This is a genomic window from Peribacillus sp. NPDC096447 (assembly GCF_044762725.1).
Taxonomy (GTDB): Bacteria; Bacillota; Bacilli; order Bacillales; family DSM-1321; genus Peribacillus.
Genome location: NZ_JBIWEV010000013.1, coordinates 17,557 through 43,767, shown reverse-complemented (window position 1 = coordinate 43,767; position 26,211 = coordinate 17,557). Strand labels below are relative to the sequence as shown.

33 protein-coding genes and 1 other annotated feature are annotated in these 26,211 nt (G+C 41.3%); all 33 genes read left to right on the top strand.

Annotated features, from left to right (window positions below):
* The first annotated feature begins 60 nt into the window (after window positions 1–60).
* The 33 genes from rplA to secY all read left to right on the top strand — a co-directional run bounded on the left by rplA (window position 61) and on the right by secY (window position 26,200).
* Window positions 61–753, top strand: coding sequence for a 50S ribosomal protein L1 (gene rplA / locus ACIQZD_RS24840; protein WP_048677868.1), 693 nt, complete (start codon window positions 61–63; stop codon window positions 751–753).
* Window positions 754–803: 50 nt separating this feature from the next.
* Window positions 804–954 (top strand) — a sequence feature (ribosomal protein L10 leader region).
* 39 nt (window positions 955–993) lie between these two features.
* The gene (gene rplJ / locus ACIQZD_RS24835) at window positions 994–1,494 is read left to right on the top strand and encodes a 50S ribosomal protein L10 (RefSeq protein WP_048677870.1); all 501 of its coding nucleotides are present in this window, start codon (window positions 994–996) and stop codon (window positions 1,492–1,494) included.
* A gap of 62 nt (window positions 1,495–1,556) precedes the next feature.
* Window positions 1,557–1,916, top strand: coding sequence for a 50S ribosomal protein L7/L12 (gene rplL, locus ACIQZD_RS24830; RefSeq protein ID WP_048677872.1), 360 nt, complete (start codon window positions 1,557–1,559; stop codon window positions 1,914–1,916).
* Between the two features lie 196 nt (window positions 1,917–2,112).
* A complete protein-coding gene (locus ACIQZD_RS24825) occupies window positions 2,113–2,718 on the top strand; it encodes a class I SAM-dependent methyltransferase (protein ID WP_402907293.1) in 606 nt (201 codons plus the stop codon).
* A 238-nt stretch (window positions 2,719–2,956) separates the two neighbouring features.
* Window positions 2,957–6,526, top strand: a complete 3,570-nt coding sequence (gene rpoB / locus ACIQZD_RS24820; protein ID WP_048677874.1) for a DNA-directed RNA polymerase subunit beta — start codon at window positions 2,957–2,959, stop codon at window positions 6,524–6,526.
* Window positions 6,527–6,710: 184 nt separating this feature from the next.
* Window positions 6,711–10,310, top strand: coding sequence for a DNA-directed RNA polymerase subunit beta' (gene rpoC, locus ACIQZD_RS24815; protein WP_241593944.1), 3,600 nt, complete (start codon window positions 6,711–6,713; stop codon window positions 10,308–10,310).
* Window positions 10,311–10,603: 293 nt separating this feature from the next.
* Window positions 10,604–10,852, top strand: a complete 249-nt coding sequence (locus ACIQZD_RS24810) for a 50S ribosomal protein L7ae-like protein (RefSeq protein ID WP_034305040.1) — start codon at window positions 10,604–10,606, stop codon at window positions 10,850–10,852.
* Between the two features lie 104 nt (window positions 10,853–10,956).
* Window positions 10,957–11,379 carry a 30S ribosomal protein S12 gene (rpsL, locus tag ACIQZD_RS24805; protein WP_034305038.1) on the top strand — a complete coding sequence of 141 codons (423 nt, stop codon included), beginning with the start codon at window positions 10,957–10,959 and terminating at the stop codon, window positions 11,377–11,379.
* 41 nt (window positions 11,380–11,420) lie between these two features.
* Window positions 11,421–11,891 (top strand): 30S ribosomal protein S7, encoded by a 471-nt coding sequence (rpsG, locus tag ACIQZD_RS24800; protein ID WP_048677878.1) that lies wholly within the window; start codon window positions 11,421–11,423, stop codon window positions 11,889–11,891.
* 44 nt (window positions 11,892–11,935) lie between these two features.
* Window positions 11,936–14,014, top strand: a complete 2,079-nt coding sequence (fusA, locus tag ACIQZD_RS24795; protein WP_101225871.1) for an elongation factor G — start codon at window positions 11,936–11,938, stop codon at window positions 14,012–14,014.
* Window positions 14,015–14,135: 121 nt separating this feature from the next.
* Entirely contained in the window at window positions 14,136–15,323 is a 1,188-nt protein-coding gene (gene tuf, locus ACIQZD_RS24790) for an elongation factor Tu (RefSeq protein WP_144529705.1), read from the top strand.
* A 413-nt stretch (window positions 15,324–15,736) separates the two neighbouring features.
* Entirely contained in the window at window positions 15,737–16,045 is a 309-nt protein-coding gene (gene rpsJ, locus ACIQZD_RS24785) for a 30S ribosomal protein S10 (protein ID WP_019244375.1), read from the top strand.
* Window positions 16,046–16,085: 40 nt separating this feature from the next.
* A complete protein-coding gene (gene rplC, locus ACIQZD_RS24780) occupies window positions 16,086–16,715 on the top strand; it encodes a 50S ribosomal protein L3 (RefSeq protein ID WP_034305028.1) in 630 nt (209 codons plus the stop codon).
* 25 nt (window positions 16,716–16,740) lie between these two features.
* Window positions 16,741–17,364, top strand: a complete 624-nt coding sequence (gene rplD, locus ACIQZD_RS24775) for a 50S ribosomal protein L4 (protein WP_034305025.1) — start codon at window positions 16,741–16,743, stop codon at window positions 17,362–17,364.
* A complete protein-coding gene (rplW, locus tag ACIQZD_RS24770) occupies window positions 17,364–17,648 on the top strand; it encodes a 50S ribosomal protein L23 (protein ID WP_034305023.1) in 285 nt (94 codons plus the stop codon). Before rplD ends, rplW begins: the two co-directional genes overlap by 1 nt.
* Before the next feature lie 26 nt (window positions 17,649–17,674).
* A complete protein-coding gene (gene rplB / locus ACIQZD_RS24765; protein ID WP_034305021.1) occupies window positions 17,675–18,505 on the top strand; it encodes a 50S ribosomal protein L2 in 831 nt (276 codons plus the stop codon).
* Between the two features lie 60 nt (window positions 18,506–18,565).
* On the top strand, window positions 18,566–18,844 hold the full coding sequence (rpsS, locus tag ACIQZD_RS24760; RefSeq protein WP_034305018.1) for a 30S ribosomal protein S19: 279 nt from the start codon (window positions 18,566–18,568) through the stop codon (window positions 18,842–18,844).
* 17 nt (window positions 18,845–18,861) lie between these two features.
* Window positions 18,862–19,203, top strand: coding sequence for a 50S ribosomal protein L22 (gene rplV / locus ACIQZD_RS24755; protein ID WP_034305017.1), 342 nt, complete (start codon window positions 18,862–18,864; stop codon window positions 19,201–19,203).
* Between the two features lie 3 nt (window positions 19,204–19,206).
* Window positions 19,207–19,863: a 30S ribosomal protein S3 gene (rpsC, locus tag ACIQZD_RS24750; protein WP_034305014.1), complete on the top strand. Its 657-nt coding sequence runs from the start codon at window positions 19,207–19,209 to the stop codon at window positions 19,861–19,863.
* A 1-nt stretch (window position 19,864) separates the two neighbouring features.
* Window positions 19,865–20,299: a 50S ribosomal protein L16 gene (gene rplP, locus ACIQZD_RS24745; RefSeq protein ID WP_034305012.1), complete on the top strand. Its 435-nt coding sequence runs from the start codon at window positions 19,865–19,867 to the stop codon at window positions 20,297–20,299.
* A complete protein-coding gene (rpmC, locus tag ACIQZD_RS24740; protein WP_034305010.1) occupies window positions 20,289–20,492 on the top strand; it encodes a 50S ribosomal protein L29 in 204 nt (67 codons plus the stop codon). Before rplP ends, rpmC begins: the two co-directional genes overlap by 11 nt.
* 18 nt (window positions 20,493–20,510) lie before the next feature.
* Window positions 20,511–20,774, top strand: coding sequence for a 30S ribosomal protein S17 (gene rpsQ / locus ACIQZD_RS24735; protein WP_048677887.1), 264 nt, complete (start codon window positions 20,511–20,513; stop codon window positions 20,772–20,774).
* Between the two features lie 41 nt (window positions 20,775–20,815).
* Window positions 20,816–21,184, top strand: coding sequence for a 50S ribosomal protein L14 (gene rplN, locus ACIQZD_RS24730; RefSeq protein WP_034305005.1), 369 nt, complete (start codon window positions 20,816–20,818; stop codon window positions 21,182–21,184).
* Window positions 21,185–21,227: 43 nt separating this feature from the next.
* Window positions 21,228–21,539 (top strand): 50S ribosomal protein L24, encoded by a 312-nt coding sequence (gene rplX / locus ACIQZD_RS24725; RefSeq protein ID WP_034305002.1) that lies wholly within the window; start codon window positions 21,228–21,230, stop codon window positions 21,537–21,539.
* A gap of 29 nt (window positions 21,540–21,568) precedes the next feature.
* Entirely contained in the window at window positions 21,569–22,108 is a 540-nt protein-coding gene (gene rplE, locus ACIQZD_RS24720; protein ID WP_048677889.1) for a 50S ribosomal protein L5, read from the top strand.
* Window positions 22,109–22,133: 25 nt separating this feature from the next.
* Window positions 22,134–22,319 carry a type Z 30S ribosomal protein S14 gene (locus tag ACIQZD_RS24715; protein ID WP_034304998.1) on the top strand — a complete coding sequence of 62 codons (186 nt, stop codon included), beginning with the start codon at window positions 22,134–22,136 and terminating at the stop codon, window positions 22,317–22,319.
* A gap of 30 nt (window positions 22,320–22,349) precedes the next feature.
* Window positions 22,350–22,748, top strand: coding sequence for a 30S ribosomal protein S8 (gene rpsH, locus ACIQZD_RS24710; RefSeq protein ID WP_034304995.1), 399 nt, complete (start codon window positions 22,350–22,352; stop codon window positions 22,746–22,748).
* Window positions 22,749–22,778: 30 nt separating this feature from the next.
* Window positions 22,779–23,315: a 50S ribosomal protein L6 gene (rplF, locus tag ACIQZD_RS24705; RefSeq protein ID WP_402907260.1), complete on the top strand. Its 537-nt coding sequence runs from the start codon at window positions 22,779–22,781 to the stop codon at window positions 23,313–23,315.
* A gap of 32 nt (window positions 23,316–23,347) precedes the next feature.
* Complete coding sequence (rplR, locus tag ACIQZD_RS24700; protein WP_076372859.1) at window positions 23,348–23,710, top strand: 50S ribosomal protein L18; 363 nt, start codon at window positions 23,348–23,350, stop codon at window positions 23,708–23,710.
* 22 nt (window positions 23,711–23,732) lie between these two features.
* Window positions 23,733–24,233: a 30S ribosomal protein S5 gene (gene rpsE, locus ACIQZD_RS24695; RefSeq protein WP_034304987.1), complete on the top strand. Its 501-nt coding sequence runs from the start codon at window positions 23,733–23,735 to the stop codon at window positions 24,231–24,233.
* A 16-nt stretch (window positions 24,234–24,249) separates the two neighbouring features.
* A complete protein-coding gene (gene rpmD, locus ACIQZD_RS24690; protein ID WP_034304984.1) occupies window positions 24,250–24,432 on the top strand; it encodes a 50S ribosomal protein L30 in 183 nt (60 codons plus the stop codon).
* A 32-nt stretch (window positions 24,433–24,464) separates the two neighbouring features.
* On the top strand, window positions 24,465–24,905 hold the full coding sequence (rplO, locus tag ACIQZD_RS24685; protein ID WP_034304982.1) for a 50S ribosomal protein L15: 441 nt from the start codon (window positions 24,465–24,467) through the stop codon (window positions 24,903–24,905).
* Window positions 24,905–26,200: a preprotein translocase subunit SecY gene (gene secY / locus ACIQZD_RS24680; protein ID WP_034304981.1), complete on the top strand. Its 1,296-nt coding sequence runs from the start codon at window positions 24,905–24,907 to the stop codon at window positions 26,198–26,200. The genes rplO and secY overlap by 1 nt, the downstream gene beginning before the upstream one ends.
* Window positions 26,201–26,211: the final 11 nt, after the last annotated feature.

The following is a 26,211-nucleotide window of genomic DNA, read 5'->3' as shown; positions in this document are numbered from 1 at the left end:
CGCAACCTTTATTCGTGGGAGGTCATTCCGTTAAAACCACAATTTAGGAGGATTTATATCATGGCTAAAAAAGGTAAAAAGTATCTTGAAGCAGCTAAGCTTGTAGAAGTATCTAAGGCTTATGCTGTAACTGAAGCAATCGAAGTTGCTAAAAAAGCAAACTTCGCAAAATTCGATGCGACTGTTGAAGTTGCTTTCCGTTTAGGCGTAGACCCTAAGAAAGCCGACCAACAAATTCGTGGAGCTGTTGTTCTTCCGAATGGTACTGGTAAAACTCAACGCGTATTAGTATTCGCAAAAGGCGAAAAAGCAAAAGAAGCGGAAGCTGCTGGTGCTGACTACGTTGGCGAATCTGACTACATCAACAAAATCCAACAAGGATGGTTCGAATTCGATGTAATCGTTGCGACTCCAGACATGATGGGTGAAGTTGGTAAACTTGGCCGTGTATTAGGACCTAAAGGTTTAATGCCTAACCCTAAAACTGGCACAGTAACTTTCGATGTAACGAAAGCTGTTAATGAAATCAAAGCTGGTAAAGTTGAATACCGCGTAGATAAAGCTGGTAACATCCACGCTCCAATCGGTAAAGTATCTTTCGAAGATGCTAAACTAGTGGAAAACTTCACTACTATCTATGATACATTATTGAAAGTTAAACCTGCGGCTGCTAAAGGAACTTACATGAAAAACGTTTCTGTAACAACTACAATGGGCCCTGGTGTGAAAGTTGATCCTTCTTCTTTCAAATAAATAATTGACATACCAAAACTATTATTGTTATAATAAGTTTTGTTGTGAATAAATGAATACTATTTGTACCGTAGACAGTAGGTGCTCATTACGAGCTTAATTCCCTGCCGAGGTAATTCGATAATAATAGTCCTGGACTATGACTTTTGAAATTACTGCCTTCATGTCTGCAATAGAGATGAAGGCTTTTTCTTTGAAACGGTATAAATGTTTTCAAGCAAATCTACAGGAGGTGTAAGGATGAACGCAATTATTGAACAAAAGCAAAAAATCGTTGCTGAGATTTCTGAAAAGTTAACTTCAAGCCAATCAACAGTAGTTGTTGACTACCGTGGATTGACTGTTGCTGAAGTAACAGAACTTCGTAAGCAACTTCGTGAAGCTGGCGTTGAGTTTAAAGTTTACAAAAACTCTATGACTCGCCGTGCTGCTGAAAGTGCTGAACTTAGCGCTTTGAACGAATCATTAACAGGTCCAAACGCAATTGCATTCTCAACTGAAGATGTTATTGCGCCAGCAAAAATCCTTAACGATTTTGCGAAAAAACATGAAGCTTTAGAAATCAAAGCTGGAGTTATCGAAGGAAATGTTGCAACTGCTGAAGAAATTAAAGCTCTTGCAGAACTACCTTCACGCGAAGGCCTACTTTCAATGCTACTCAGCGTGCTACAAGCACCTATGCGCGGACTTGCTCTTGCTACAAAAGCTGTTGCAGAGCAAAAAGAAGAACAAGGCGCGTAAGCTGACCGCTTATTTAGCCTGCTGATTCAAAAAAAACCAACCATTTCGAGGAGGAAATAAAAATGACTAAAGATCAAATCATTGAAGCAGTTAAAAATATGACTGTTTTAGAATTAAACGACCTTGTAAAAGCAATCGAAGAAGAATTCGGCGTAACTGCTGCTGCACCTGTAGCTGTAGCTGCTGCTGGTGGCGCTGCTGCTGAAGAAAAAACTGAGTTTGATGTAGTCCTTACATCTGCTGGAGATCAAAAAATCAAAGTTATCAAAGCTGTACGTGAAGTTACAGGTCTTGGACTTAAAGAAGCAAAAGAACTTGTTGACAACACTCCAAAAGCAATCAAAGAAGGCGCTTCTAAAGAAGAAGCTGAAGAAATCAAAGCTAAACTTGAAGAAGTTGGAGCTGGCGTTGAAGTTAAGTAATCTTGCATAAACAAAAAGCTCGCTATCACTGGCGGGCTTTTTTTCTTCATTTTTAAAGAAATGAACGGAAATTAGCCGTTAATGGTTTGATAACGAGGATTTCGTTATTCCGACATTCCGGCATGCAAGCATCCATTCTTCAATTCTCTTCTCTCATTAAATCTTCAATATTCCTTTCTGATAGGGGGAGATGACTCTGACAGAGCATTACTACTCACAAAAACCGGATGTCGTAAGCAATCCGAAATTTTGGGATTTCACATTAAAGGGACGTACATTTCGCTTCAAAAGTGATAATGGTGTTTTTTCGAAAAAGGAAGTTGATTTCGGATCGCGTCTTTTGGTTGAGAGTTTTAACCTTAATGAGGCTGTGGAAGGAAATATCCTCGATGTTGGTTGCGGTTATGGACCAATTGGAATATCGATTTCGGCAGCTTATCCCGATAGAACGATAGAAATGATTGATATAAATAGCCGGGCAGTTGAATTGTCAAAAGAGAATGCTGCATCTAATGGGATCACAAACGTGAAGATTTACGAAAGTGATCGTTTTGACAAAGTTGCCTCCAATCAATTCGCAGCGATTCTTACGAACCCTCCCATTCGCGCAGGTAAAAGTGTAGTCCACGAAATTTTAGAAGAAAGCTATCGCAGTTTGGTAGCTGGTGGAGAATTATGGGTTGTCATTCAAAAAAAACAAGGAGCTCCATCTGCAATGGATAAAATGGAGCAATTATTTGGAAATGTTGAAGTGCCCGTTAAGAAAAAGGGTTACTATATACTATTATCCAAAAAGGTTTGACTCTAAATTTTCGCTATGTTAGTATTATAAAATGCATATATATAATTCCGTAACTATGCAATTTTTATACCATTGGTGTATAATCAATGGATAATATGGGAAAAATATATAAATAATAGTTCGTTTTATGAGAAATAGTGGTTTTTAAAATAAAAACCATTTTCTTTTTGTCTATGGAAATGATTCCTTTTCCGAGGCAAATGGATCCTTATAACGCTTGATTTAAGGGGTGAATCAGTTGACAGGTCAACTTGTTCAGTATGGACGACACCGCCAACGTAGAAGTTATGCAAGAATCAGTGAGGTTTTGGACCTTCCGAATCTGATTGAAATTCAAACAGCTTCTTATCAATGGTTTCTAGATGTAGGTTTAAAGGAAATGTTCCAGGATATTTCTCCTATTGAGGATTTTACAGGTAATTTATCGTTAGAATTCATCGATTACAGCTTAGCTGAGCCGAAGTATTCTGTGGAAGAAACAAAAGAACGCGATGTTACGTATTCTGCACCACTTCGAGTGAAAGTGCGCCTTGTTAACAAAGAAACAGGGGAAGTGAAAGACCAGGATGTATTTATGGGTGACTTCCCGCTGATGACTGAAACAGGTACATTTGTCATCAATGGTGCTGAACGGGTAATTGTATCCCAATTAGTGCGCTCACCGAGTGTTTACTACAATGGGAAAATGGATAAAAACGGTAAGTTGGGATTCTCTGCGACCGTTATTCCTAACCGTGGCGCATGGCTCGAATATGAAACAGACGCCAAGGATGTTGTGTATGTTCGAATCGATCGCACCAGGAAATTACCGATCACGGTATTGATGCGTGCCCTTGGATTCGGAACAGATCAAGAAATCATCGATTTGATCGGAGACAACGAATACCTTCGCAACACTCTTGAAAAGGATAACACCGAGAGTGTGGAAAAAGCATTACTGGAAATCTATGAGCGTCTACGCCCAGGTGAACCGCCTACTGTCGAAAACGCGAAAAGTCTTTTAGTATCACGCTTTTTTGATCCAAAACGTTATGATTTAGCTAATGTAGGCCGTTATAAAATAAACAAAAAACTGCATATCAAGAACCGTTTATTCGGACAACGTATTGCAGAAACTTTGATTGATCCTGAAACAGGTGAAATCATCGTTGAAAAAGGTACAATGCTTGATCGTCGGACTCTAGATAGGATCCTGCCTCATATCGAAGGTGGAATCGGATTCAAAACATTCCATCCATCAGGTGGTGTAGTGGAAGAAGAAACTCTTCTACAACCTATTAAAGTGTTTGCACCAAACGATGCTGAAGGCGAAAAAGTGATCAATATCATCGGTAATGCATATGTGACCGACCAGGTCAAAAACATTACACCGGCTGATATCATTTCTTCCATCAGTTATTTCTTTAACTTATTGCATGGTGTGGGAATCACGGATGACATTGACCATTTAGGTAACCGTCGTCTGCGTTCCGTTGGTGAATTGCTGCAAAACCAATTTAGAATTGGTTTATCCCGTATGGAGCGTGTTGTTCGTGAAAGAATGTCCATTCAGGATACGAATACAATCACTCCGCAGCAACTAATCAACATTCGCCCGGTCATTGCATCAATTAAAGAGTTCTTTGGAAGCTCGCAGCTTTCCCAATTCATGGATCAAACGAATCCGCTTGCTGAATTGACGCATAAACGTCGTCTATCTGCATTGGGACCTGGTGGTCTGACACGTGAGCGTGCTGGCTTTGAAGTACGTGACGTTCATTATTCCCACTATGGCCGCATGTGTCCGATTGAAACGCCTGAGGGACCGAATATTGGTTTGATTAACTCGTTATCCAGTTTTGCAAAGGTTAACCCATATGGCTTCATTGAAACGCCATATCGTCGTGTGGACCCTGAAACAGGTAAAATCACAAGCCAAATCGATTACTTAACGGCTGATGAGGAAGATAATTATGTAGTTGCCCAAGCGAATGTACGACTGTCAGATGACGGCTCATTCCTTGATAATGATGTTGTTGCACGTTTCCGCGGTGAAAATACCGTTGTTCCGCGTGACCGCGTAGATTACATGGATGTATCTCCTAAACAAGTTGTATCTGCTGCGACTGCATGTATTCCTTTCTTGGAAAACGATGACTCCAACCGTGCCCTTATGGGAGCGAACATGCAACGTCAAGCAGTTCCTTTGCTTCAACCGGAAGCCCCTCGAGTCGGAACGGGTATGGAGTATGTTTCAGCGAAAGACTCCGGTGCTGCTGTAATCTGTAAACACCCTGGTATCGTAGAGCACGTTGAATCACGTGAAGTATGGGTACGTAGGGTAAGTGAAGTAGACGGACAGCAAGTAAAAGGAAATCTTGATAAATATCGTCTATTAAAATTCATTCGTTCCAACCAAGGAACGTGCTATAATCAACGCCCTATCGTCAGTGTTGGCGACAACGTCGTAAAAGGTGAAATTCTTGCTGATGGTCCTTCAATGGAAAAAGGTGAGTTGGCACTTGGACGTAACGTATTGGTTGCCTTCATGACATGGGATGGATATAACTATGAAGATGCCATCATCATGAGTGAACGATTGGTTAAAGATGATGTGTACACTTCCATTCATATTGAAGAATATGAATCTGAATCACGCGATACAAAATTAGGGCCTGAAGAAATCACCCGCGATATCCCTAACGTAGGGGAAGATGCGCTTCGTAATCTTGATGAGCGCGGAATTATCCGTGTGGGTGCTGAAGTGAAAGACGGAGACCTTCTCGTTGGTAAAGTAACGCCTAAAGGTGTAACGGAACTGACTGCCGAGGAACGTCTATTACATGCAATCTTCGGTGAAAAAGCACGTGAAGTAAGGGATACATCACTTCGTGTACCTCACGGCGGCGGCGGAATCGTTCTTGATGTTAAAGTATTCAACAGAGAAGACGGCGATGAACTGCCTCCTGGTGTAAACCAACTCGCACGTGTATATATCGTTCAAAAACGTAAAATCCATGAAGGCGATAAAATGGCTGGACGACATGGTAACAAAGGGGTAATCTCCAGGATTCTTCCTGAAGAAGATATGCCTTATTTACCGGATGGCACTCCAGTCGACATCATGTTAAACCCATTGGGTGTACCTTCACGTATGAACATCGGTCAGGTGCTTGAGCTTCACTTAGGTATGGCTGCACGCGCACTTGGCATCCATGTAGCATCTCCTGTATTCGATGGTGCCACAGAGGAAGATGTTTGGGGTACGATTGAAGAAGCCGGGATGTCCCGTGATGCAAAAACTGTCCTGTATGATGGCCGTTCAGGTGAAGCATTCGATAACCGTGTATCAGTTGGTGTCATGTATATGATCAAACTGGCACATATGGTCGATGATAAACTTCATGCACGTTCAACTGGTCCTTACTCCCTTGTTACGCAGCAGCCACTTGGTGGTAAAGCGCAATTTGGTGGACAGCGTTTCGGTGAGATGGAAGTATGGGCACTTGAAGCTTATGGTGCTGCTTATACATTACAAGAAATCCTAACCGTTAAATCAGATGATGTCGTGGGTCGTGTGAAAACGTACGAAGCGATTGTCAAAGGTGAAAATGTCCCTGAACCAGGTGTTCCTGAGTCCTTCAAAGTATTGATTAAGGAGCTTCAAAGTTTAGGATTGGATGTTAAAATCCTCAATGCCGAAGATCGTGAAATCGAAATGCGTGATTTGGAAGATGAAGATGAAGCCAACCAAGCAGACAAATTAAGCCTTGATTCAGAAACTAAAGATATGGTTGCTTCCGAAGTAGGGGCACCTGTCAAAGAATAAAATTAAATATAAACATATCTAGTTATATATTACCCGCTCTGACTGGCAGCGAGATGTTCATTTGAAGATCATGCTGCCTTGTTAGAGCCTTATTGATTCAATCAACCATCATCCGGTGTAAGATTGCCTGATATTTGACGGCAGTCAAGGGTTAAACCTGGAGATTAAAAGGGAGGTAGGCCCCTTGTTAGACGTTAATAATTTTGAGTATATGAAAATTGGTCTTGCTTCACCAGACAAGATTCGTTCTTGGTCCCATGGAGAAGTTAAAAAACCAGAAACAATCAACTATCGTACGCTAAAGCCAGAAAAAGACGGTTTATTCTGTGAGAGAATTTTTGGACCTCAAAAGGACTGGGAATGTCATTGCGGAAAATATAAACGTGTTCGTTATAAAGGCGTAGTCTGTGACCGGTGTGGCGTTGAAGTCACTCGTGCGAAGGTGCGTCGTGAGCGTATGGGTCATATTGAGCTGGCAGCTCCAGTTTCACACATATGGTATTTTAAAGGAATTCCTAGCCGTATGGGACTTGTACTTGACATGTCTCCACGGGCTTTGGAAGAAGTTATTTACTTTGCATCTTACGTCGTAACTGAAACGGGCGATACAACTTTAGAAAAGAAACAGCTTCTTTCCGAAAAGGAATATCGTACATACCGTGAAAAATACGGTAAGAAATTCCAAGCTGCCATGGGTGCTGAAGCTATTAAAAAACTTTTACAAGATATTGATACGGAAAAGGAAGTAGAGTCGTTGAAAGAGGAGCTTAAAACAGCTCAAGGACAACGCAGAACCCGTGCAATCAAACGCTTGGAAGTGCTTGAGGCATTCCGTAACTCCGGAAATGAGCCTTCATGGATGATCCTTGACGTGCTTCCGGTCATTCCACCGGAACTTCGTCCTATGGTTCAACTTGATGGAGGACGTTTTGCCACATCTGATCTAAATGATTTATATCGCCGTGTTATCAACCGTAATAATCGTTTGAAACGATTACTGGATCTTGGAGCACCAAGCATTATCGTTCAAAATGAGAAGCGTATGCTGCAAGAAGCTGTCGATGCTCTTATCGATAATGGCCGTCGCGGCCGTCCGGTAACTGGACCTGGTAACCGTCCGTTAAAATCTTTATCTCACATGTTAAAAGGTAAACAAGGTCGTTTCCGTCAAAACCTTCTTGGTAAACGTGTTGATTACTCTGGCCGTTCCGTTATCGTAGTAGGACCAAACTTAAAGATGTACCAATGTGGTCTTCCTAAAGAAATGGCGATTGAATTATTCAAACCATTCGTTATGAAGGAGCTTGTTCAAAGAGGCCTAGCGCATAACATCAAATCCGCTAAGCGCAAAATTGAACGTTTATCTCCTGAAATATGGGATGTGCTTGAAGAAGTTATTAGAGAACACCCAGTACTATTGAACCGTGCACCGACTCTTCATAGACTTGGTATCCAAGCGTTTGAACCAACGTTGGTTGAAGGTCGCGCAATTCGTTTGCATCCGCTCGTATGTACAGCTTACAACGCTGACTTTGACGGTGACCAAATGGCGGTCCACGTTCCTCTATCTTCTGAAGCCCAAGCCGAAGCACGCATGCTTATGCTTGCAGCACAGAACATTTTGAACCCTAAAGATGGTAAACCTGTCGTTACACCTTCTCAAGATATGGTATTAGGTAACTATTACTTAACATTGGAAAGAGAAGGCGCTATCGGCGAAGGTATGATCTTTAAAGATACAAGTGAAGCATTGCTTGCATACCAAAACGGATATGTACACTTACATTCCCGTTGTGCCGTACATGCATCATCACTGAATAATGAAACATTCACTGAAGAACAAAACCGCCAACTGCTTATTACCACTGTCGGTAAATTGATCTTCAATGAAATTTTACCAAAATCATTCCCGTATATTAACGAGCCGACACGATATAATTTGGAAACCAAAACTCCAGAGAAATATTTTGTGGAAAAAGGCGCTAATATCCCTGAATTGATTAAGGCACAACCTGCTATCGATCCTTTCAAGAAAAAAATTCTTGGAAATATCATCGCTGAAGTCTTTAAACGCTTTAAAATTACGGAAACATCCAAAATGCTTGACCGGATGAAAGATCTTGGATTCAAATATTCGACAAAAGCTGGTATTACCGTTGGTGTGGCTGATATTGTCGTTCTAAAAGAAAAACAAGAAATCATTACTGAGGCTCAAACCAAAGTGGATAACGTCTTGAAACAGTTCAGACGTGGTCTAATTACAGAGGATGAGCGTTATGATCGCGTCATTTCAATCTGGAGTGCTGCCAAGGATACCATCCAGTCCAAACTTATGGACTCACTGGACCGACGCAACCCGATCTTCATGATGAGTGACTCCGGTGCCCGTGGTAATGCTTCCAACTTTACGCAGCTTGCGGGTATGCGTGGTTTGATGGCCAACCCGGCTGGACGTATCATTGAGTTACCGATCAAATCAAGTTTCCGTGAAGGTTTAACAGTGTTGGAGTACTTCATCTCTACACATGGTGCGCGTAAAGGTCTTGCCGATACAGCGCTTAAAACAGCCGATTCCGGTTACCTTACCCGTCGACTTGTTGACGTTGCCCAAGATGTCATCATCCGTGATGACGATTGTGGAACGGACCGCGGCTTGAAAATTTCAGCCTTGAGAGAGGGTACAGAAATAATCGAGCATCTTGAAGAGCGCCTAGTAGGCCGTTATGCAAGAAAAGCGATCAGACATCCTGAAACAAATGAAGTAATCGTGGCTGAAAACGATCTTATTACTGAAGATCTTGCTAATTATATTGAATCACTTGGAATTGAAACGGCCTGGATCCGTTCTGCCTTTACATGTAACACCAGCCATGGTGTATGTAAAAAATGTTATGGACGCAACTTGGCTACAGGTCAAGAAGTTGAAGTGGGCGAAGCAGTCGGTATCATTGCCGCTCAATCAATCGGAGAACCTGGTACACAGTTGACGATGCGTACATTCCATACAGGTGGGGTTGCCGGGGACGATATCACTCAAGGTCTTCCTCGTATCCAAGAAATATTTGAAGCGAGAAATCCTAAAGGTCAAGCTGTCATTTCCGAAATTGAAGGAACGATTGTTTCGATCAATGAAATTCGGGATAAACAACAGGAAATCGTCGTTCAGGGTGCTGTTGAATCACGCACGTATACTGCACCGTACACAGCTCGTTTAAGAGTAACTGTTGATACACCTGTCCGTCGTGGTGAAGAGTTGACAGAGGGTTCCATCGATCCGAAAGAATTGCTTAAGGTTACAGACGTGCTTACTGTTCAGGAATACCTGCTACATGAAGTTCAAAAAGTATACCGGATGCAAGGTGTTGAAATCGGTGATAAACATATCGAGGTAATGGTTAGACAAATGATGCGTAAAGTCCGTGTGCTTGATGCAGGTGAAACTGAAGTGCTTCCAGGAACATTATTGGATGTTAACCAGTTCACTACTGCAAACACAGATGCATTGCTGACCAATAAATTACCAGCTACAGGCCGCCCTGTATTGCTAGGTATCACAAAAGCATCTCTAGAAACGGATTCCTTCTTGTCCGCAGCGTCATTCCAAGAAACGACTAGAGTCTTGACTGATGCAGCAATAAAAGGAAAACGTGATGAATTGCTTGGTCTTAAAGAAAATGTCATCATCGGTAAACTTGTCCCTGCGGGAACGGGAATGCTTAGATACAGAAAAGCAAACCCTGTCGTCGTTGGTGACGAAAGTGCCGATACAGTAACAGTGGATTAAAGGAAAAAGGACCAGCTCAGTCATTTATACTGAAAACCGCACTCCTGTTTCCTATTGGAGCTGAAGGATCAGAATTTATTGAGCTGGTCTCTCTTATTACTCATGGCCGGTTGAAAAGCCGTATGGGGATTTGATATATTCCGTTTAGGCACATTGATAATCTTGATAGAATTATGTAAGGAAAACCTTTTGCTTTAATTATTTTTTTGAAAGAAGTTGACAGTATCCGACTTATAATGATACTATAGCAAAGGTGCTCCTATGTTACCCTGTAACTTTGGAGGATATGGACCATGTCTTATGAAAAAGTAATACAGGCAAAGTCAGTGATTATAGGGACGAAGCAAGCAGTTAGAGCTCTTAAAAACAATTTAATTCAAGAAGTTATCATCGCTGATGATGCAGATATATACTTGACTGGGCGTGTCGTTGAGACTGCCAAAGAATTGGATGTTCCTATCACATATGTTGATTCGATGAGAATGCTTGGCAAAGCATGTGGTATTGATGTCGGAGCAGCAACTGTTGCCATCAAAAAGTAAAGATGTTTTTGCAATTATATTTGCAAAGACTTTGTTTTTACCCATTTATGAACCACCTGGATGTGTGGTACTAGAAATGAAAACGTGAAGGGAGGAAAAATGTAATGCCTACTATTAATCAATTAGTGCGTAAAGGACGCGAGTCTAAAGAGGTTAATTCAAAATCTCCAGCACTTAACAAAGGCTACAACAGCTTTAAAAAAGCACAAACTAACGTATCATCTCCGCAAAAACGTGGTGTTTGCACTCGTGTGGGTACTATGACACCGAAAAAACCAAACTCCGCGTTACGTAAATATGCGCGTGTACGTTTAACAAACGGTATCGAGGTAACAGCTTATATCCCAGGTATCGGTCACAACCTACAAGAACACAGCGTGGTTCTTATCCGTGGCGGTCGTGTAAAAGATTTACCAGGGGTACGTTACCATATCGTACGTGGTGCTCTTGATACAGCTGGAGTTAACAATCGTATGCAAGGCCGTTCTAAATACGGTACTAAGCGTCCGAAAGCAGCAAAAAAATAATCTTAAACAAAAATTGAACTTTCTTGAAAGGAGGAAATACAATGCCTCGTAAAGGACCTGTAACGAAAAGAGACGTATTACCAGATCCAATATATAATTCAAAACTTGTGACTCGCTTAATCAACAAATTAATGGTTGATGGACAAAGAGGTAAATCACAAAAAATTCTTTACTCTGCATTTGATTTAATCAAAGAACGTACTGGCAATGAGCCGATCGAAGTTTTCGATCAAGCACTTAAAAACATCATGCCTGTACTAGAAGTAAAAGCACGCCGTGTGGGTGGAGCTAACTACCAAGTACCAGTTGAGGTGCGTCCAGACCGTAAATCGACTCTAGGACTTCGTTGGTTAGTAAACTACTCTCGCCTTCGTGGAGAAAAAACGATGGAAGAGCGTTTAGCTTATGAAATCATGGATGCTGCCAACAATACTGGAGCAGCAGTTAAGAAACGTGAAGATACACACAAAATGGCTGAAGCCAACAAAGCTTTCGCACATTATCGCTGGTAAGATTAATCACTATAAAATCCTTATAGAAGGAAGGAGAAAGACAAATGGCAAGAGAGTTCTCCTTAGCAAACACTCGTAATATCGGTATCATGGCTCACATCGATGCCGGTAAAACGACAACAACAGAACGTGTTCTATATTACACTGGTAAAATCCACAAAATTGGTGAAACGCACGAAGGTGCATCTCAAATGGACTGGATGGAACAGGAACAAGAACGCGGAATCACGATCACTTCCGCTGCAACAACTGCACAGTGGAAAGGTCACCGTGTAAATATCATCGATACACCAGGACACGTAGACTTCACAGTTGAAGTTGAACGCTCTTTGCGCGTACTTGATGGAGCTGTAGCTGTACTTGATGCCCAATCAGGTGTTGAGCCTCAAACTGAAACAGTTTGGCGCCAAGCTACAACTTACGGTGTACCACGTGTCGTATTCGTAAATAAAATGGACAAAATCGGTGCAGATTTCTTGTATTCAGTTGGAACAATCCACGATCGTTTACAAGCTAACGCTCACCCAGTTCAGTTACCAATCGGAGCAGAGGATCAATTCTCTGCAATCATCGACCTTATTGAAATGAAAACTCATTTCTACGGTAATGACCTAGGAACTGACATCACTATCGGTGAAATTCCTGAAGAACACCGGGAATTAGCTGAAGAATACCGTGAAAAGCTAATTGAAGCAGTAGCGGAAGTTAATGAAGACCTAATGGAAAAATACCTTGGCGGCGAAGAAATCAGCATTGCTGAATTGAAAGCAGCTATTCGTACAGCAACCGTTAATGTTGAATTCTTCCCTGTTATTTGTGGATCAGCTTTCAAAAACAAAGGTGTTCAATTAATGCTTGATAACGTTATCGACTTCCTTCCATCTCCATTGGATGTACCAGCTATCAAAGGTACATTACCGGATTCAGAAGAAGAAGTAGAACGTCATTCAGACGATTCTGAACCGTTCTCTGCTTTAGCGTTTAAAGTTATGACTGACCCTTACGTTGGTAAACTTACATTCTTCCGTGTGTACTCAGGTACATTAGAATCAGGATCTTATGTAATCAACTCAACTAAAGGAAAACGTGAGCGTATTGGACGTATCCTTCAAATGCACGCAAACAGCCGTGAAGAAATCTCTACTGTATATGCAGGGGATATCGCAGCTGCTGTCGGATTGAAAGATACTACAACTGGAGATACTCTATGTGATGACAAGAACCAAGTAATTCTTGAATCCATGGTGTTCCCAGAACCAGTTATCTCACTATCAGTTGAACCGAAATCAAAAGCAGACCAAGACAAAATGTCTCAAGCTTTACAAAAGCTACAAGATGAAGATCCAACATTCCGTGCGCATACTGATCAAGAAACTGGTCAAACAATCATCGCTGGTATGGGTGAACTTCACTTGGACATCCTTGTTGACCGTATGCGTCGCGAATTCAAAGTGGAAGCAAACGTTGGTGCTCCTCAAGTAGCATACCGTGAAACTTTCCGTGGTTCAGCTAAAGTTGAAGGTAAATTCGTTCGCCAATCTGGTGGTCGTGGACAATTCGGACACGTATGGATCGAATTTGGTCCAAACGAAGAAGGTAAAGGATTCGAATTTGAAAATGCTATCGTCGGTGGTGTAGTACCACGTGAATACATCCCTGCTGTACAAGCTGGATTAGTTGATTCACTTGACCGTGGTGTACTTGCTGGTTACCCGCTAGTCGACATCAAAGCAAAATTATTTGACGGATCTTACCATGACGTTGACTCCAATGAAATGGCATTTAAAATCGCTGCATCTATGGCACTTAAAAATGCAGCATCTAAATGTAGTCCTGTCATCCTTGAACCGATCATGAAAGTGGAAGTAGTTATTCCAGAAGATTACCTAGGCGACATCATGGGAGATATCACATCTCGTCGTGGTCGTGTAGAAGGTATGGAAGCTCGCGGCAACACGCAAATGGTTAAAGCGATGGTTCCACTATCTGAAATGTTCGGATATGCTACATCTCTACGTTCTAACACTCAAGGACGCGGAACATTCTCTATGCACTTCGATCATTATGAAGAAGTACCTAAGAGCATTTCTGAAGAAATCATCAAAAAAAATAAAGGTGAATAATTGATTTTCATCTCTTATTAAAGTATAACTATCTTATGTAAGCTGTGATGGAAGAATTAGTCTTCTTTCACAGCCCCTATATACTTAATCTTTTATTTATAATTTTAAGGAGGAATTCCTAATGGGAAAAGCTAAATTTGATCGTTCAAAACCGCACGTTAACGTTGGAACAATTGGTCACGTTGACCATGGTAAAACAACTCTAACTGCTGCAATCACAACTGTACTTGCTAAATCTGGTGGAGCAGAAGCTCGCGCTTATGACCAAATCGATGGTGCTCCAGAAGAAAGAGAACGTGGTATCACAATCTCTACTGCACACGTTGAGTACGAAACAGCTACTCGTCACTATGCACACGTTGACTGCCCAGGACATGCTGACTATGTTAAAAACATGATCACTGGTGCTGCACAAATGGACGGCGGGATCCTAGTAGTATCTGCTGCTGATGGCCCAATGCCACAAACTCGTGAGCACATCCTTCTTTCTCGTCAAGTAGGTGTACCATACCTAGTAGTATTCATGAACAAATGCGACATGGTTGATGACGAAGAACTTCTTGAATTAGTAGAAATGGAAATCCGTGATCTTTTATCTGAATACGAATTCCCTGGCGATGACATTCCAGTTATCAAAGGTTCTGCTCTTAAAGCTCTTCAAGGAGATGCTGAATGGGAAGAAAAAATTCATGAATTAATGACAGCTGTTGACGAGTATATCCCAGAACCTACTCGTGACACTGAAAAACCATTCATGATGCCAGTTGAGGATGTATTCTCAATCACTGGTCGTGGAACAGTTGCTACTGGCCGTGTTGAGCGTGGACAAGTTAAAGTCGGTGACGTTGTTGACATCATCGGTTTCAACGAAGAGTCTAAACCAACAACAGTAACTGGTGTTGAAATGTTCCGTAAACTTCTTGACTATGCTGAAGCTGGTGACAACATCGGTGCACTACTTCGTGGTGTATCCCGTGAAGATATCCAACGTGGACAAGTACTTGCTAAACCAGGTACAATCACTCCACACACAAAGTTCAAAGCTGAAGTTTATGTTCTTTCTAAAGAAGAAGGTGGACGTCACACTCCATTCTTTACAAACTACCGTCCTCAGTTCTACTTCCGTACAACTGACGTAACTGGTATTTGTAACCTTCCTGAAGGCGTAGAAATGGTTATGCCTGGAGACAACATCGAAATGACTGTAGAACTTATCGCTCCAATCGCTATCGAAGAAGGTACTAAATTCTCTATCCGTGAGGGTGGACGTACTGTAGGCGCTGGCGTAGTTGCTACAATCCAAGAATAATTGATTCATAAAACAATATTGGAAGGGACGCCTTCCGGGAGAAGCAGATGGGACGCCATCTGCTTCTTTTCTATTTCTAAAGAACCTTTTCTTCTATAATACCTGTAAATAACGAAGTGTATTTTTGGATATCACGAGATTTTCCGAATTGAAGAAAATGGATATGAAAGTCCATATAGAATGTACTTGTAAATACTTGTGATAGTATGTATAATAATAAAAGTGTGCTGCACAAGAAAAATTCAAGTTTAACTTGCATTCTGCTTGTGTTTTATGTATAATAGACAATGTTGGTCTTTGACTGCGATGATATGGAAGGTTGCTGACACACCCGGCCGCTTTGCCATGGCGAGTGTGTGGGAAATTTCCATTGAGAAGGTCTATTTCAAAATAGGCGAAAAGGAGGGAAAATTATGGCAAAACAAAAAATTCGTATCCGTTTAAAAGCATATGATCACAGAATCCTTGATCAATCTGCTGAGAAAATTGTTGAAACTGCAAAACGTTCTGGTGCGGCTGTATCTGGTCCGATCCCATTACCTACTGAAAGATCGGTATATACGATCCTACGTGCGGTTCATAAATACAAAGATTCTCGTGAACAATTCGAAATGCGTACGCATAAACGTCTAATCGACATCGTTAATCCAACTCCACAAACAGTTGATTCATTGATGCGTTTAGATTTACCATCAGGCGTTGACATTGAAATCAAATTATAATTCATATAAATATGAACAATTACTCTAGGAGGTGTGACTTATGACCAAAGGAATCTTAGGAAGAAAAATCGGTATGACTCAAGTTTTTGCTGAAAACGGTGAACTTATTCCGGTAACAGTTATCGAAGCTGCTAATAACGTGGTTCTTCAAAAGAAAACTGTTGAAACTGATGGCTATGAAGCAGTTCAAGTTGGTTTTGAAAACAAACGTGAAAAGCTTTCTAACAAACCTGAAAAGGGCCATGTTGAAAAAGCAAATACTACTCCTAAGCGCTTCATTCGCGAATTCCGCGGAACGGATCTTACTGAATATGAGATCGGTCAAGAAGTCAATGTAAGTATTTTCGCTGAAGGCGATTTAGTAGATGTATCAGGAATTTCAAAAGGTAAAGGATTCCAAGGCTCTATCAAGCGTCATGGACAATCCCGCGGACCTATGTCTCATGGTTCTCGTTACCACCGTCGCCCAGGTTCAATGGGTCCTGTAGCTCCAAACCGCGTATTCAAAGGTAAACTATTACCAGGACGTATGGGTGGAGAGCAAATCACTGTTCAAAACTTAGCTATCGTTAAAGTTGATGTTGAACGTAACCTACTATTGATCAAAGGTAATGTACCTGGTGCTAGAAAAGCATTGATCAAAGTTAAAACTGCTGTTAAAGCAAAGTAATTTCTGAGAAAGGAGGAGCAATAGAATGCCAAAAGTTACATTGTTCAACCAAACAGGTTCACAAGTTGGCGACATCGAACTAAATGAATCCATCTTTGGTATCGAACCTAATAATCACGTATTATTTGAAGCAATCATCATGCAACGAGCTTCCTTACGTCAAGGAACTCATAAAGTTAAAAACCGTTCTGAAGTTGCAGGCGGTGGACGTAAACCTTGGAAACAAAAAGGAACTGGACGTGCGCGTCAAGGTTCTATCCGTTCTCCACAATGGCGTGGCGGTGGCGTTGTTTTTGGACCAACTCCAAGATCTTACGCTTACAAGCTACCTAAAAAGGTACGTCGTTTAGCTATTAAATCTGCATTGTCTGCAAAGGCATTGGAAGAGAACATTTTGGTACTTGAAAGCTTGTCTTTCGAAGCTCCAAAAACAAAAGAGTTTGTAGCTGTACTTAAAAACCTTTCTGTTGATACTAAAACGTTAGTCGTTACTGACGGTTTAGATGAGAAAGTTGCTCTTTCTGCACGTAACATCCCTGGTGTTACTGTAGTTGAAGCTGATGGTCTTAATGTTCTTGATGTTGTTTCACACAACAAATTGATCTTGACTAAATCAGCTGTCGAAAAAGTAGAGGAGGTGCTTGCATAATGGATGCACGCGATATCATTAAGCGCCCCGTAATCACTGAACGCTCTTCAGACATAATGGCTGAAAAGAAATATACTTTTGAAGTTGATGTTAGAGCTAATAAAACTCAAGTTAAAGATGCTGTTCAAGAAATTTTCGGCGTTAAAGTTGAGAAAGTAAACATCATGAACTACAAAGGTAAATTCAAACGCATGGGCAAACATGCAGGCTATACTAACAAGCGCCGTAAAGCTATTGTTAAATTAACTGCTGACAGCAAAGAAATCGAGCTATTCGAGGCTTAATTCATTAGAGAAGGAGGGAAATACAAATGGCGATTAAGAAGTATAAACCTACCTCTAACGGTCGACGTAATATGACAACTTCCGATTTTGCTGAGATCACTACAGACAAACCGGAAAAATCATTACTTGCTCCTTTACACAGCAAAGGCGGCCGTAATAACCAAGGTAAGTTAACAGTTCGTCATCAAGGTGGCGGCCATAAGCGTCAATACCGTATCATCGATTTCAAACGGAATAAAGATGGTATACCAGGACGCGTTGCTACTATTGAGTACGATCCAAATCGTTCTGCAAACATTGCATTAATTAATTACGTTGATGGAGAAAAACGTTATATCCTAGCTCCGAAAAACCTAGAAGTAGGTTTGGAAGTTATGTCAGGTCCAGAAGCTGACATCAAAGTGGGTAACGCACTTCCTCTTATTAACATCCCAGTTGGTACAGTAATTCATAACATCGAACTTAAACCAGGAAAAGGTGGACAATTAGTCCGTTCAGCAGGAACATCTGCTCAAGTACTTGGTAAAGAAGGTCGTTATGTACTTGTACGTTTAAACTCAGGTGAGGTTCGTATGATTCTTGCTACTTGCCGTGCTTCAATCGGTCAAGTTGGTAACGAACAACATGAACTTATCAACATTGGTAAAGCTGGCCGTAACCGTTGGTTAGGTAAACGCCCAACAGTTCGTGGATCTGTAATGAACCCGAATGATCACCCACACGGTGGTGGTGAAGGTAAAGCGCCAATCGGACGTAAATCACCAATGTCTCCATGGGGTAAACCTACTCTTGGATTCAAAACTCGTAAGAAGAAAAACAAATCCGATAAATTTATCGTACGTCGTCGTAAAAAATAACGGGATTGACCTACGGTTCATATATAGAACCGTAGAACAGTCACGAAGGGAGGTACTCGCATGGGTCGTAGCTTAAAAAAAGGGCCTTTTGTTGATGATCATTTATTGGTAAAAGTTGAAAAATTAAATGAAGCTGACAAGAAACAGGTAGTAAAAACTTGGTCTCGTCGCTCAACAATCTTCCCGCAATTCATCGGACACACAATCGCCGTTTATGACGGTCGTAAGCATGTGCCGGTTTATGTAACAGAAGATATGGTAGGTCACAAACTAGGCGAATTCGCGCCTACACGCACTTATAAAGGTCACGCAAGTGATGACAAGAAAACAAGACGTTAATGAGAGGAGGGCATCTCATGCAAGCTAAAGCTGTCGCTAAAACAGTTCGTATTGCTCCTCGTAAAGTGCGTTTAGTCGCAGATTTAATTCGAGGAAAACAAGTAGGTGAAGCAGTAGCGATTCTTCGCTTAACACCAAAATCTGCTTCTCCAGTCGTAGAAAAAATTCTGAAATCTGCTATCGCAAATGCAGAACACAACTACGAAATGGATATTAATAACCTAGTCGTTTCAGAGGCATACGTTAACGAAGGACCAACATTAAAACGTTTCCGTCCTCGCGCTCAAGGTCGTGCGAGTGCAATTAACAAACGTACTAGTCATATTACAATCGTTGTATCAGAAAAGAAGGAGGGGTAATCTGTGGGTCAAAAGGTAAATCCAATCGGTATGCGTATCGGGATAATCCGTGACTGGGAATCCAAATGGTACGCTGATAAAGACTACGCAGTTCTTTTGCATGAAGACATCAAAGTTCGTGAATATATCGCGAAACGTCTAAATGATGCTTCTGTTTCAAAAGTTGAAATCGAACGTGCAGCTAACCGTATCAATGTATCTGTCCACACTGCTAAACCAGGAATGGTTATCGGTAAAGGCGGTACTGAAGTCGAAGCACTTCGTAAAGCTTTGAACCAGTTGACTGGCAAAAGAGTTCATATCAATATCATCGAAATTAAAAGAGCAGATCTTGATGCAAAATTGGTTGCAGAAAACATCGCTCGTCAATTAGAAAACCGTGTTTCATTCCGTCGCGCTCAAAAGCAAGCTATCCAACGTACTATGCGTTCTGGAGCAAAAGGAATCAAAACTCAAGTTTCTGGTCGTCTTGGCGGTGCTGATATTGCTCGTGCTGAACATTACAGCGAAGGAACAGTTCCACTTCACACACTTCGTGCAGACATAGACTATGCTCATGCTGAAGCAGATACTACTTACGGTAAGCTAGGCGTGAAAGTTTGGATCTACCGTGGAGAAGTTCTTCCTACTAAGAAGAAATCTGAGGAAGGAGGAAAATAATATGTTATTGCCAAAACGCGTAAAATACCGTCGTGAACACCGCGGTAAGATGAGAGGGATGGCTAAAGGCGGCACTGAAGTTCATTTCGGAGAATTTGGACTTCAAGCTCAAGAAGCTTCCTGGATCACGAACCGCCAAATCGAAGCAGCTCGTATTGCGATGACTCGTTATATGAAACGTGGAGGGAAAGTTTGGATCAAAATCTTCCCAAGCAAACCTTACACAGCTAAGCCGCTTGAAGTACGGATGGGTTCCGGTAAAGGTGCTCCTGAAGGTTGGGTAGCAGTAGTTAAACCGGGCAAAGTTATGTTTGAAATCTCTGGTGTATCTGAAGAGGTGGCAAGAGAAGCATTGCGCCTTGCAGCACACAAACTTCCAATCAAATGCAAGTTTGTAAAAAGAGAGGAAATTGGTGGTGAAACAAATGAAAGCTAATGAAATCAAAGATCTAACCACTGCTGAAATTGAACAAAAACTAAAATCTCTTAAAGAAGAACTATTTAATCTTCGTTTCCAGTTAGCTACTGGACAACTTGAAAATACAGCTCGCATCCGTGAAGTTCGCAAATCGATTGCTCGTATGAAAACAGTTGTTCGTCAAAGAGAGATCGGTGTCACTAATCGATAATGAATGGAGGTTTGCAGAATGAGCGAACGCAACCAACGCAAAATCTACACTGGACGCGTAGTATCCGACAAAATGGATAAAACAGTTACAGTTGTTGTAGAAACCTATAAAAAGCATTCTTTATACGGTAAACGCGTGAAATACTCTAAAAAGTTTAAAGCTCATGACGAGCTAAACGAAGCTAAAGCAGGCGACGTAGTACGTATCATGGAAACTCGTCCACTTTCAGCTACAAAACGCTTCCGTCTTGTAGAAGTAGTAGAAAAAGCAGTAATCATTTAATATAGTTCGGATTAAGCTAATTCCGAAGGGAGGTACCGTACATGATTCAACAAGAATCTCGTTTAAAAGTCGCTGACAATTCTGGTGCTCGTGAAGTGCTAACAATTAAAGTCCTAGGTGGTTCTGGCCGTAAAACTGCAAACATCGGTGATATCATCGTTTGTACAGTCAAACAGGCAACACCAGGAGGCGTTGTTAAAAAAGGTGAAGTCGTTAAGGCTGTTGTTGTCCGTACAAAACGTGGTATGCGTCGTCCTGACGGTTCTTACATTCGTTTCGATGAAAACGCATGTGTAATTATCCGTGACGATAAGAGCCCACGTGGAACACGTATTTTTGGACCTGTTGCTCGTGAATTACGTGACAATAGTTTCATGAAGATCGTTTCTCTTGCTCCAGAAGTTCTATAATATGTAAAATTTGTATAAAGCCTTTCAAGGAGGTGCCAAGCTAATGCATGTTAAAAAAGGTGACAAAGTCGTAGTCATCTCTGGTAAGGACAAAGGCAAACAAGGAACAATTCTTTCTGCATATCCGAAACAAAATCGTGTGCTTGTTGAAGGAATTAACATCGTGAAAAAGCATTCCAAGCCATCTCAACTTAATCCACAAGGTGGAATTATCAGCAAAGAAGCTGCTATTCACGTATCCAATGTAATGCCACTTGATCCTAAATCAGGTAAACCGACTCGTGTTGGATATAAGATCGAAAATGGTAAAAAAGTACGCGTAGCTAAAATTTCAGGTGAATCTTTAGATAAATAAGTCATAAATGAAGGGAGGTACACTAAGCAATGAGCCGCCTTAAAGAAAAATTCAAAAGTGAAATTACACCGTCATTGATGGGTAAATTCAACTATCAATCAGTAATGCAAGTACCAAACATTGAAAAAATCGTTATTAACATGGGTGTGGGTGACGCAGTATCTAACTCGAAAGCTTTAGATACAGCTGTTGAAGAACTTACATTGATCACTGGTCAAAAACCAGTTATAACAAAAGCAAAAAAATCAATCGCAGGCTTCCGTTTGCGTGAAGGTATGCCTATCGGAGCGAAAGTTACATTACGTGGAGAGCGTATGTATCAATTCCTTGATAAGCTAGTATCTGTATCTTTACCGCGTGTACGTGATTTCCGCGGCGTTTCAAAGAAATCCTTTGACGGACGTGGGAACTATACATTAGGCGTTAAAGAACAACTTATCTTCCCTGAGATTGATTACGATAAAGTGAGCAAAGTTCGTGGTATGGACATCGTTATCGTAACGACTGCCAACACTGACGAAGAAGCTCGTGAACTACTTACTCAAGTTGGAATGCCGTTCCAAAAGTAATCTCTAAATAAAGGGAGGCGAAATCGTGGCTAAAAAGTCTATGATCGTAAAGCAAAAACGCGAACAGAAGTTTAAAGTACAAGAATATACACGTTGCGAACGTTGCGGACGTCCACATTCAGTATTACGTAAATTTAAACTTTGTCGTATTTGTTTCCGCGAACTTGCATATAAAGGACAAATTCCTGGCGTTAAAAAAGCTAGCTGGTAAAACCCGAGTTTGGGAAGGAGGTAAAATATAATGGTCATGACAGATCCTATTGCAGATATGCTTACTCGCATCCGTAATGCGAATATGGTTCGTCACGAAAAACTGGAAGTTCCTGCTTCAAAGATCAAAAAGGAAATTGCTGAGATCTTAAAAAGTGAAGGCTTCGTACGTGACTTTGAATTAATCGAAGACAACAAACAAGGTATCATCCGTATCTTCTTAAAATACGGTGCAAACAACGAACGTGTTATCACTGGTCTAAAACGTATCAGCAAACCTGGTTTGCGTGTATATGCAAAAACTGGAGAGGTACCACGCGTTCTTAACGGTTTAGGTATCGCAATTGTTTCTACTTCTCACGGAGTTTTAACAGACAAGGAAGCTCGCTCTAAACAAGTTGGCGGAGAAGTTTTAGCATACGTTTGGTAATACATTTTCACAAGAATGGAGGTGCACATTATGTCTCGTATAGGTAAAAAACCTATTGAAATCCCTGCAGGCGTAACAGTTACTGTTACTGGAAGTGAAGTAACTGTTAAAGGACCTAAAGGTGAATTAACTAGATCATTCAGTCCTGACCTTTCAATCGTTGTTGAAGAGAACGTGTTAACTGTTACACGTCCGTCTGACGAGAAGACTCACCGTTCTTTACACGGTACTACTCGCGCACTTATCTCTAACATGGTTGAAGGTGTATCAACAGGTTTCGTAAAAACACTTGAACTTATTGGGGTTGGGTACCGTGCACAAAAGCAAGGTAACAAGCTTGTCCTTAACGTAGGATATTCCCACCCTGTAGAAATAGAGCCAGAAGCTGGCGTTGAAGTCGAAGTTCCTTCTAATACAAAAGTAATCGTCAAAGGTGCAAGCAAAGAACGTGTAGGAGCTCTAGCAGCTAATATCCGTGATGTTCGCCCGCCTGAACCGTATAAAGGTAAAGGTATCCGTTACGAAGGCGAATTCGTTCGTCGTAAAGAAGGTAAAACTGGTAAGTAATGCCGCATAAGTAAACGAAAGGAGTGACGTAAATGATTACGAAGCTTGATAAAAATGCTACTCGTCAGAAAAGACATGCGCGTGTACGTGCTAAGCTTTCTGGAACAGAAGCTCGTCCTCGTTTAAATGTGTTTCGTTCAAACAAACACATTTACGCACAATTAATTGACGATGCAAAAGGCGTAACATTGGCAAGTGCTTCAACTCTTGATAAAGAGATCAGTATCGAAGCAGGTAGCAATGCTGAAGCAGCTCAAAAAGTTGGCGAACTTATTGCGAAACGTGCTGTTGAAAAAGGTTTCAAAGCTGTGGTATTTGACCGCGGTGGTTACCTCTTCCATGGTCGTGTTAAAGCATTGGCTGACGCTGCTCGTGAAAACGGCTTAGAATTTTAATGGATAAGGAGGGACATAACAGATGCGTAGCATTGATCCTAATAAATTAGAACTTGAAGAACGCGTAGTTACAGTAAATCGTGTAGCTAAAGTTGTTAAAGGCGGACGTCGTTTCCGTTTCACTGCACTAGTTGTTGTTGGTGATAAAAATGGTCATGTTGGATTTGGTACTGGTAAAGCTCAAGAAGTTCCGGATGCTATCCGTAAAGCTATTGAGGATGCTAAGAAAAATCTAATTACTGTACCGATGGTTGGTACTACTATTCCTCACCTTGTGAACGGTCGCTATGGCGCAGGTCACATTCTATTGAAACCAGCTTCTGAAGGTACAGGAGTAATTGCTGGTGGTCCTGTTCGTGCGGTACTTGAATTAGGCGGAGTTAGCGATATCTTGTCTAAATCACTAGGTACTAATACACCTATTAATATGGTTCGCGCAACAATTGAAGGATTGAAGCAATTGAAACGTGCTGAAGACGTAGCTAAGTTACGTGGAAAATCAGTACAAGAACTGTTAGGATAAGGAGGGAAATCGAATTATGGCTAATAAATTAGAAATCACCCTCACTCGCAGCTTGATTGGTCGTCCTGAAGATCAACGTGTTACAGTTAACACTTTGGGTTTACGCAAAATGCATCAAACGGTTGTTCAAGAAGATAACCCTGCGATTCGCGGTATGATTACCAAAGTTGCTCATCTTGTTACTGTAAAAGAACAATAAAATAATTTTTAACTTAACAAGGAGGTGCCAACATGAAACTTCATGAGTTAAAAGCTGCAGAAGGTTCTCGTAAAGAACGTAAACGTAAAGGTCGCGGTATTGGATCTGGTAACGGTAAAACTGCAGGTAAAGGACACAAAGGACAAAACGCTCGCTCCGGCGGCGGTGTGCGTCTTGGATTTGAAGGGGGTCAAACTCCTCTATTCAGACGTTTACCTAAACGTGGATTTACCAACATCAACCGTAAAGACTATGCTATCGTGAATCTTGATACGTTAAATCTTTTCGAAGACGGTACTGAAGTAACACCAGCTCTTTTACTTGAGACTGGGGTTGTAAGTAAAGAAAAAGCAGGAATCAAAATTCTTGCCAAAGGAAGCATTGAGAAAAAGCTTACTGTTAAAGCTCACAAATTCTCGTCTACTGCTAAAGAAGCTATCGAAGCTGCTGGCGGTAATACAGAGGTGATCTAATGTTTCGCACGATCTCCAATTTTATGCGCGTGGGTGAAATAAGGAATAAGATTATTTTTACCCTTCTAATGTTAATCGTCTATCGCATCGGTACATTTATACCTGTACCGCATGTGAATGCCGATTTTCTCGCTGAACAGGACCAGCTGAGCGTCATCGGTCTTTTAAATACCTTTGGCGGCGGAGCACTGCAAAACTTTTCGATATTAGCGATGGGTATCATGCCTTACATCACGGCATCCATCATCGTTCAGCTGTTACAGATGGATGTTGTTCCTAAGTTCACTGAATGGTCTAAACAAGGGGAAGCAGGGCGCCGTAAATTAGCTCAATTCACTCGTTACTTCACTATTATCCTAGGATTTATCCAAGCTGTTGGTATGTCTTATGGGTTCAATAATATGTCAGGTGGACAGTTGATTGAAAATCCTGGAATTGCAACATACTTGCTTATTGCGACTGTCTTAACGGCAGGAACAGCTTTTCTTTTGTGGTTAGGGGAGCTGATCACTGCTAAGGGTGTGGGTAATGGGATCTCCATCATTATCTTTGCTGGTATCGTAGCTAGTTTGCCAACTACGGCAAATCAGATTTACGCCCAACAATTTGAAAATGCCGGTGATCAATTATTCTTACGAATCATAACGATTATCCTCATTGTTTTAGCAGTATTAGCAATCGTGGTTGCTGTTATCTTCATTCAGCAGGCATTACGTAAAATTCCTATTCAGTATGCGAAACGTGCTGCGGTAGGTCGTACACAAATGGGTGGCCAGTCTACTCATTTACCATTGAAAGTAAATGCTGCGGGGGTTATTCCGGTAATCTTTGCAATGGCATTTATCATTACTCCCACTACAATCGCTTCTTTCTTTGGAAAGAACAGCGTGACTAGTTGGATATCAACAAATCTTGATTACACCAAGCCAATTGGTATGATCATATATGTTGCTCTTATCATTGCTTTTGCGTATTTTTATGCATTCATTCAGGTTAACCCTGAACAAATGGCTGAGAATTTGAAAAAGCAAGGTGGCTATGTGCCGGGGATTCGTCCAGGTAAGAGTACACAAGAATATTTAACACGTGTTTTATACCGTCTGACGTTTGTAGGCTCTATATTTTTAGCCATCATTGCCGTTTTACCGGTATTTTTCATTAAGCTTGCTGATCTGCCTCAATCTGCACAGATTGGTGGAACCAGTTTGCTGATCGTAGTGGGGGTTGCCCTTGATACGATGAAGCAGCTGGAATCACAACTTGTGAAGAGACACTATAAAGGCTTTATAAAGTAATGAGTTTTGGG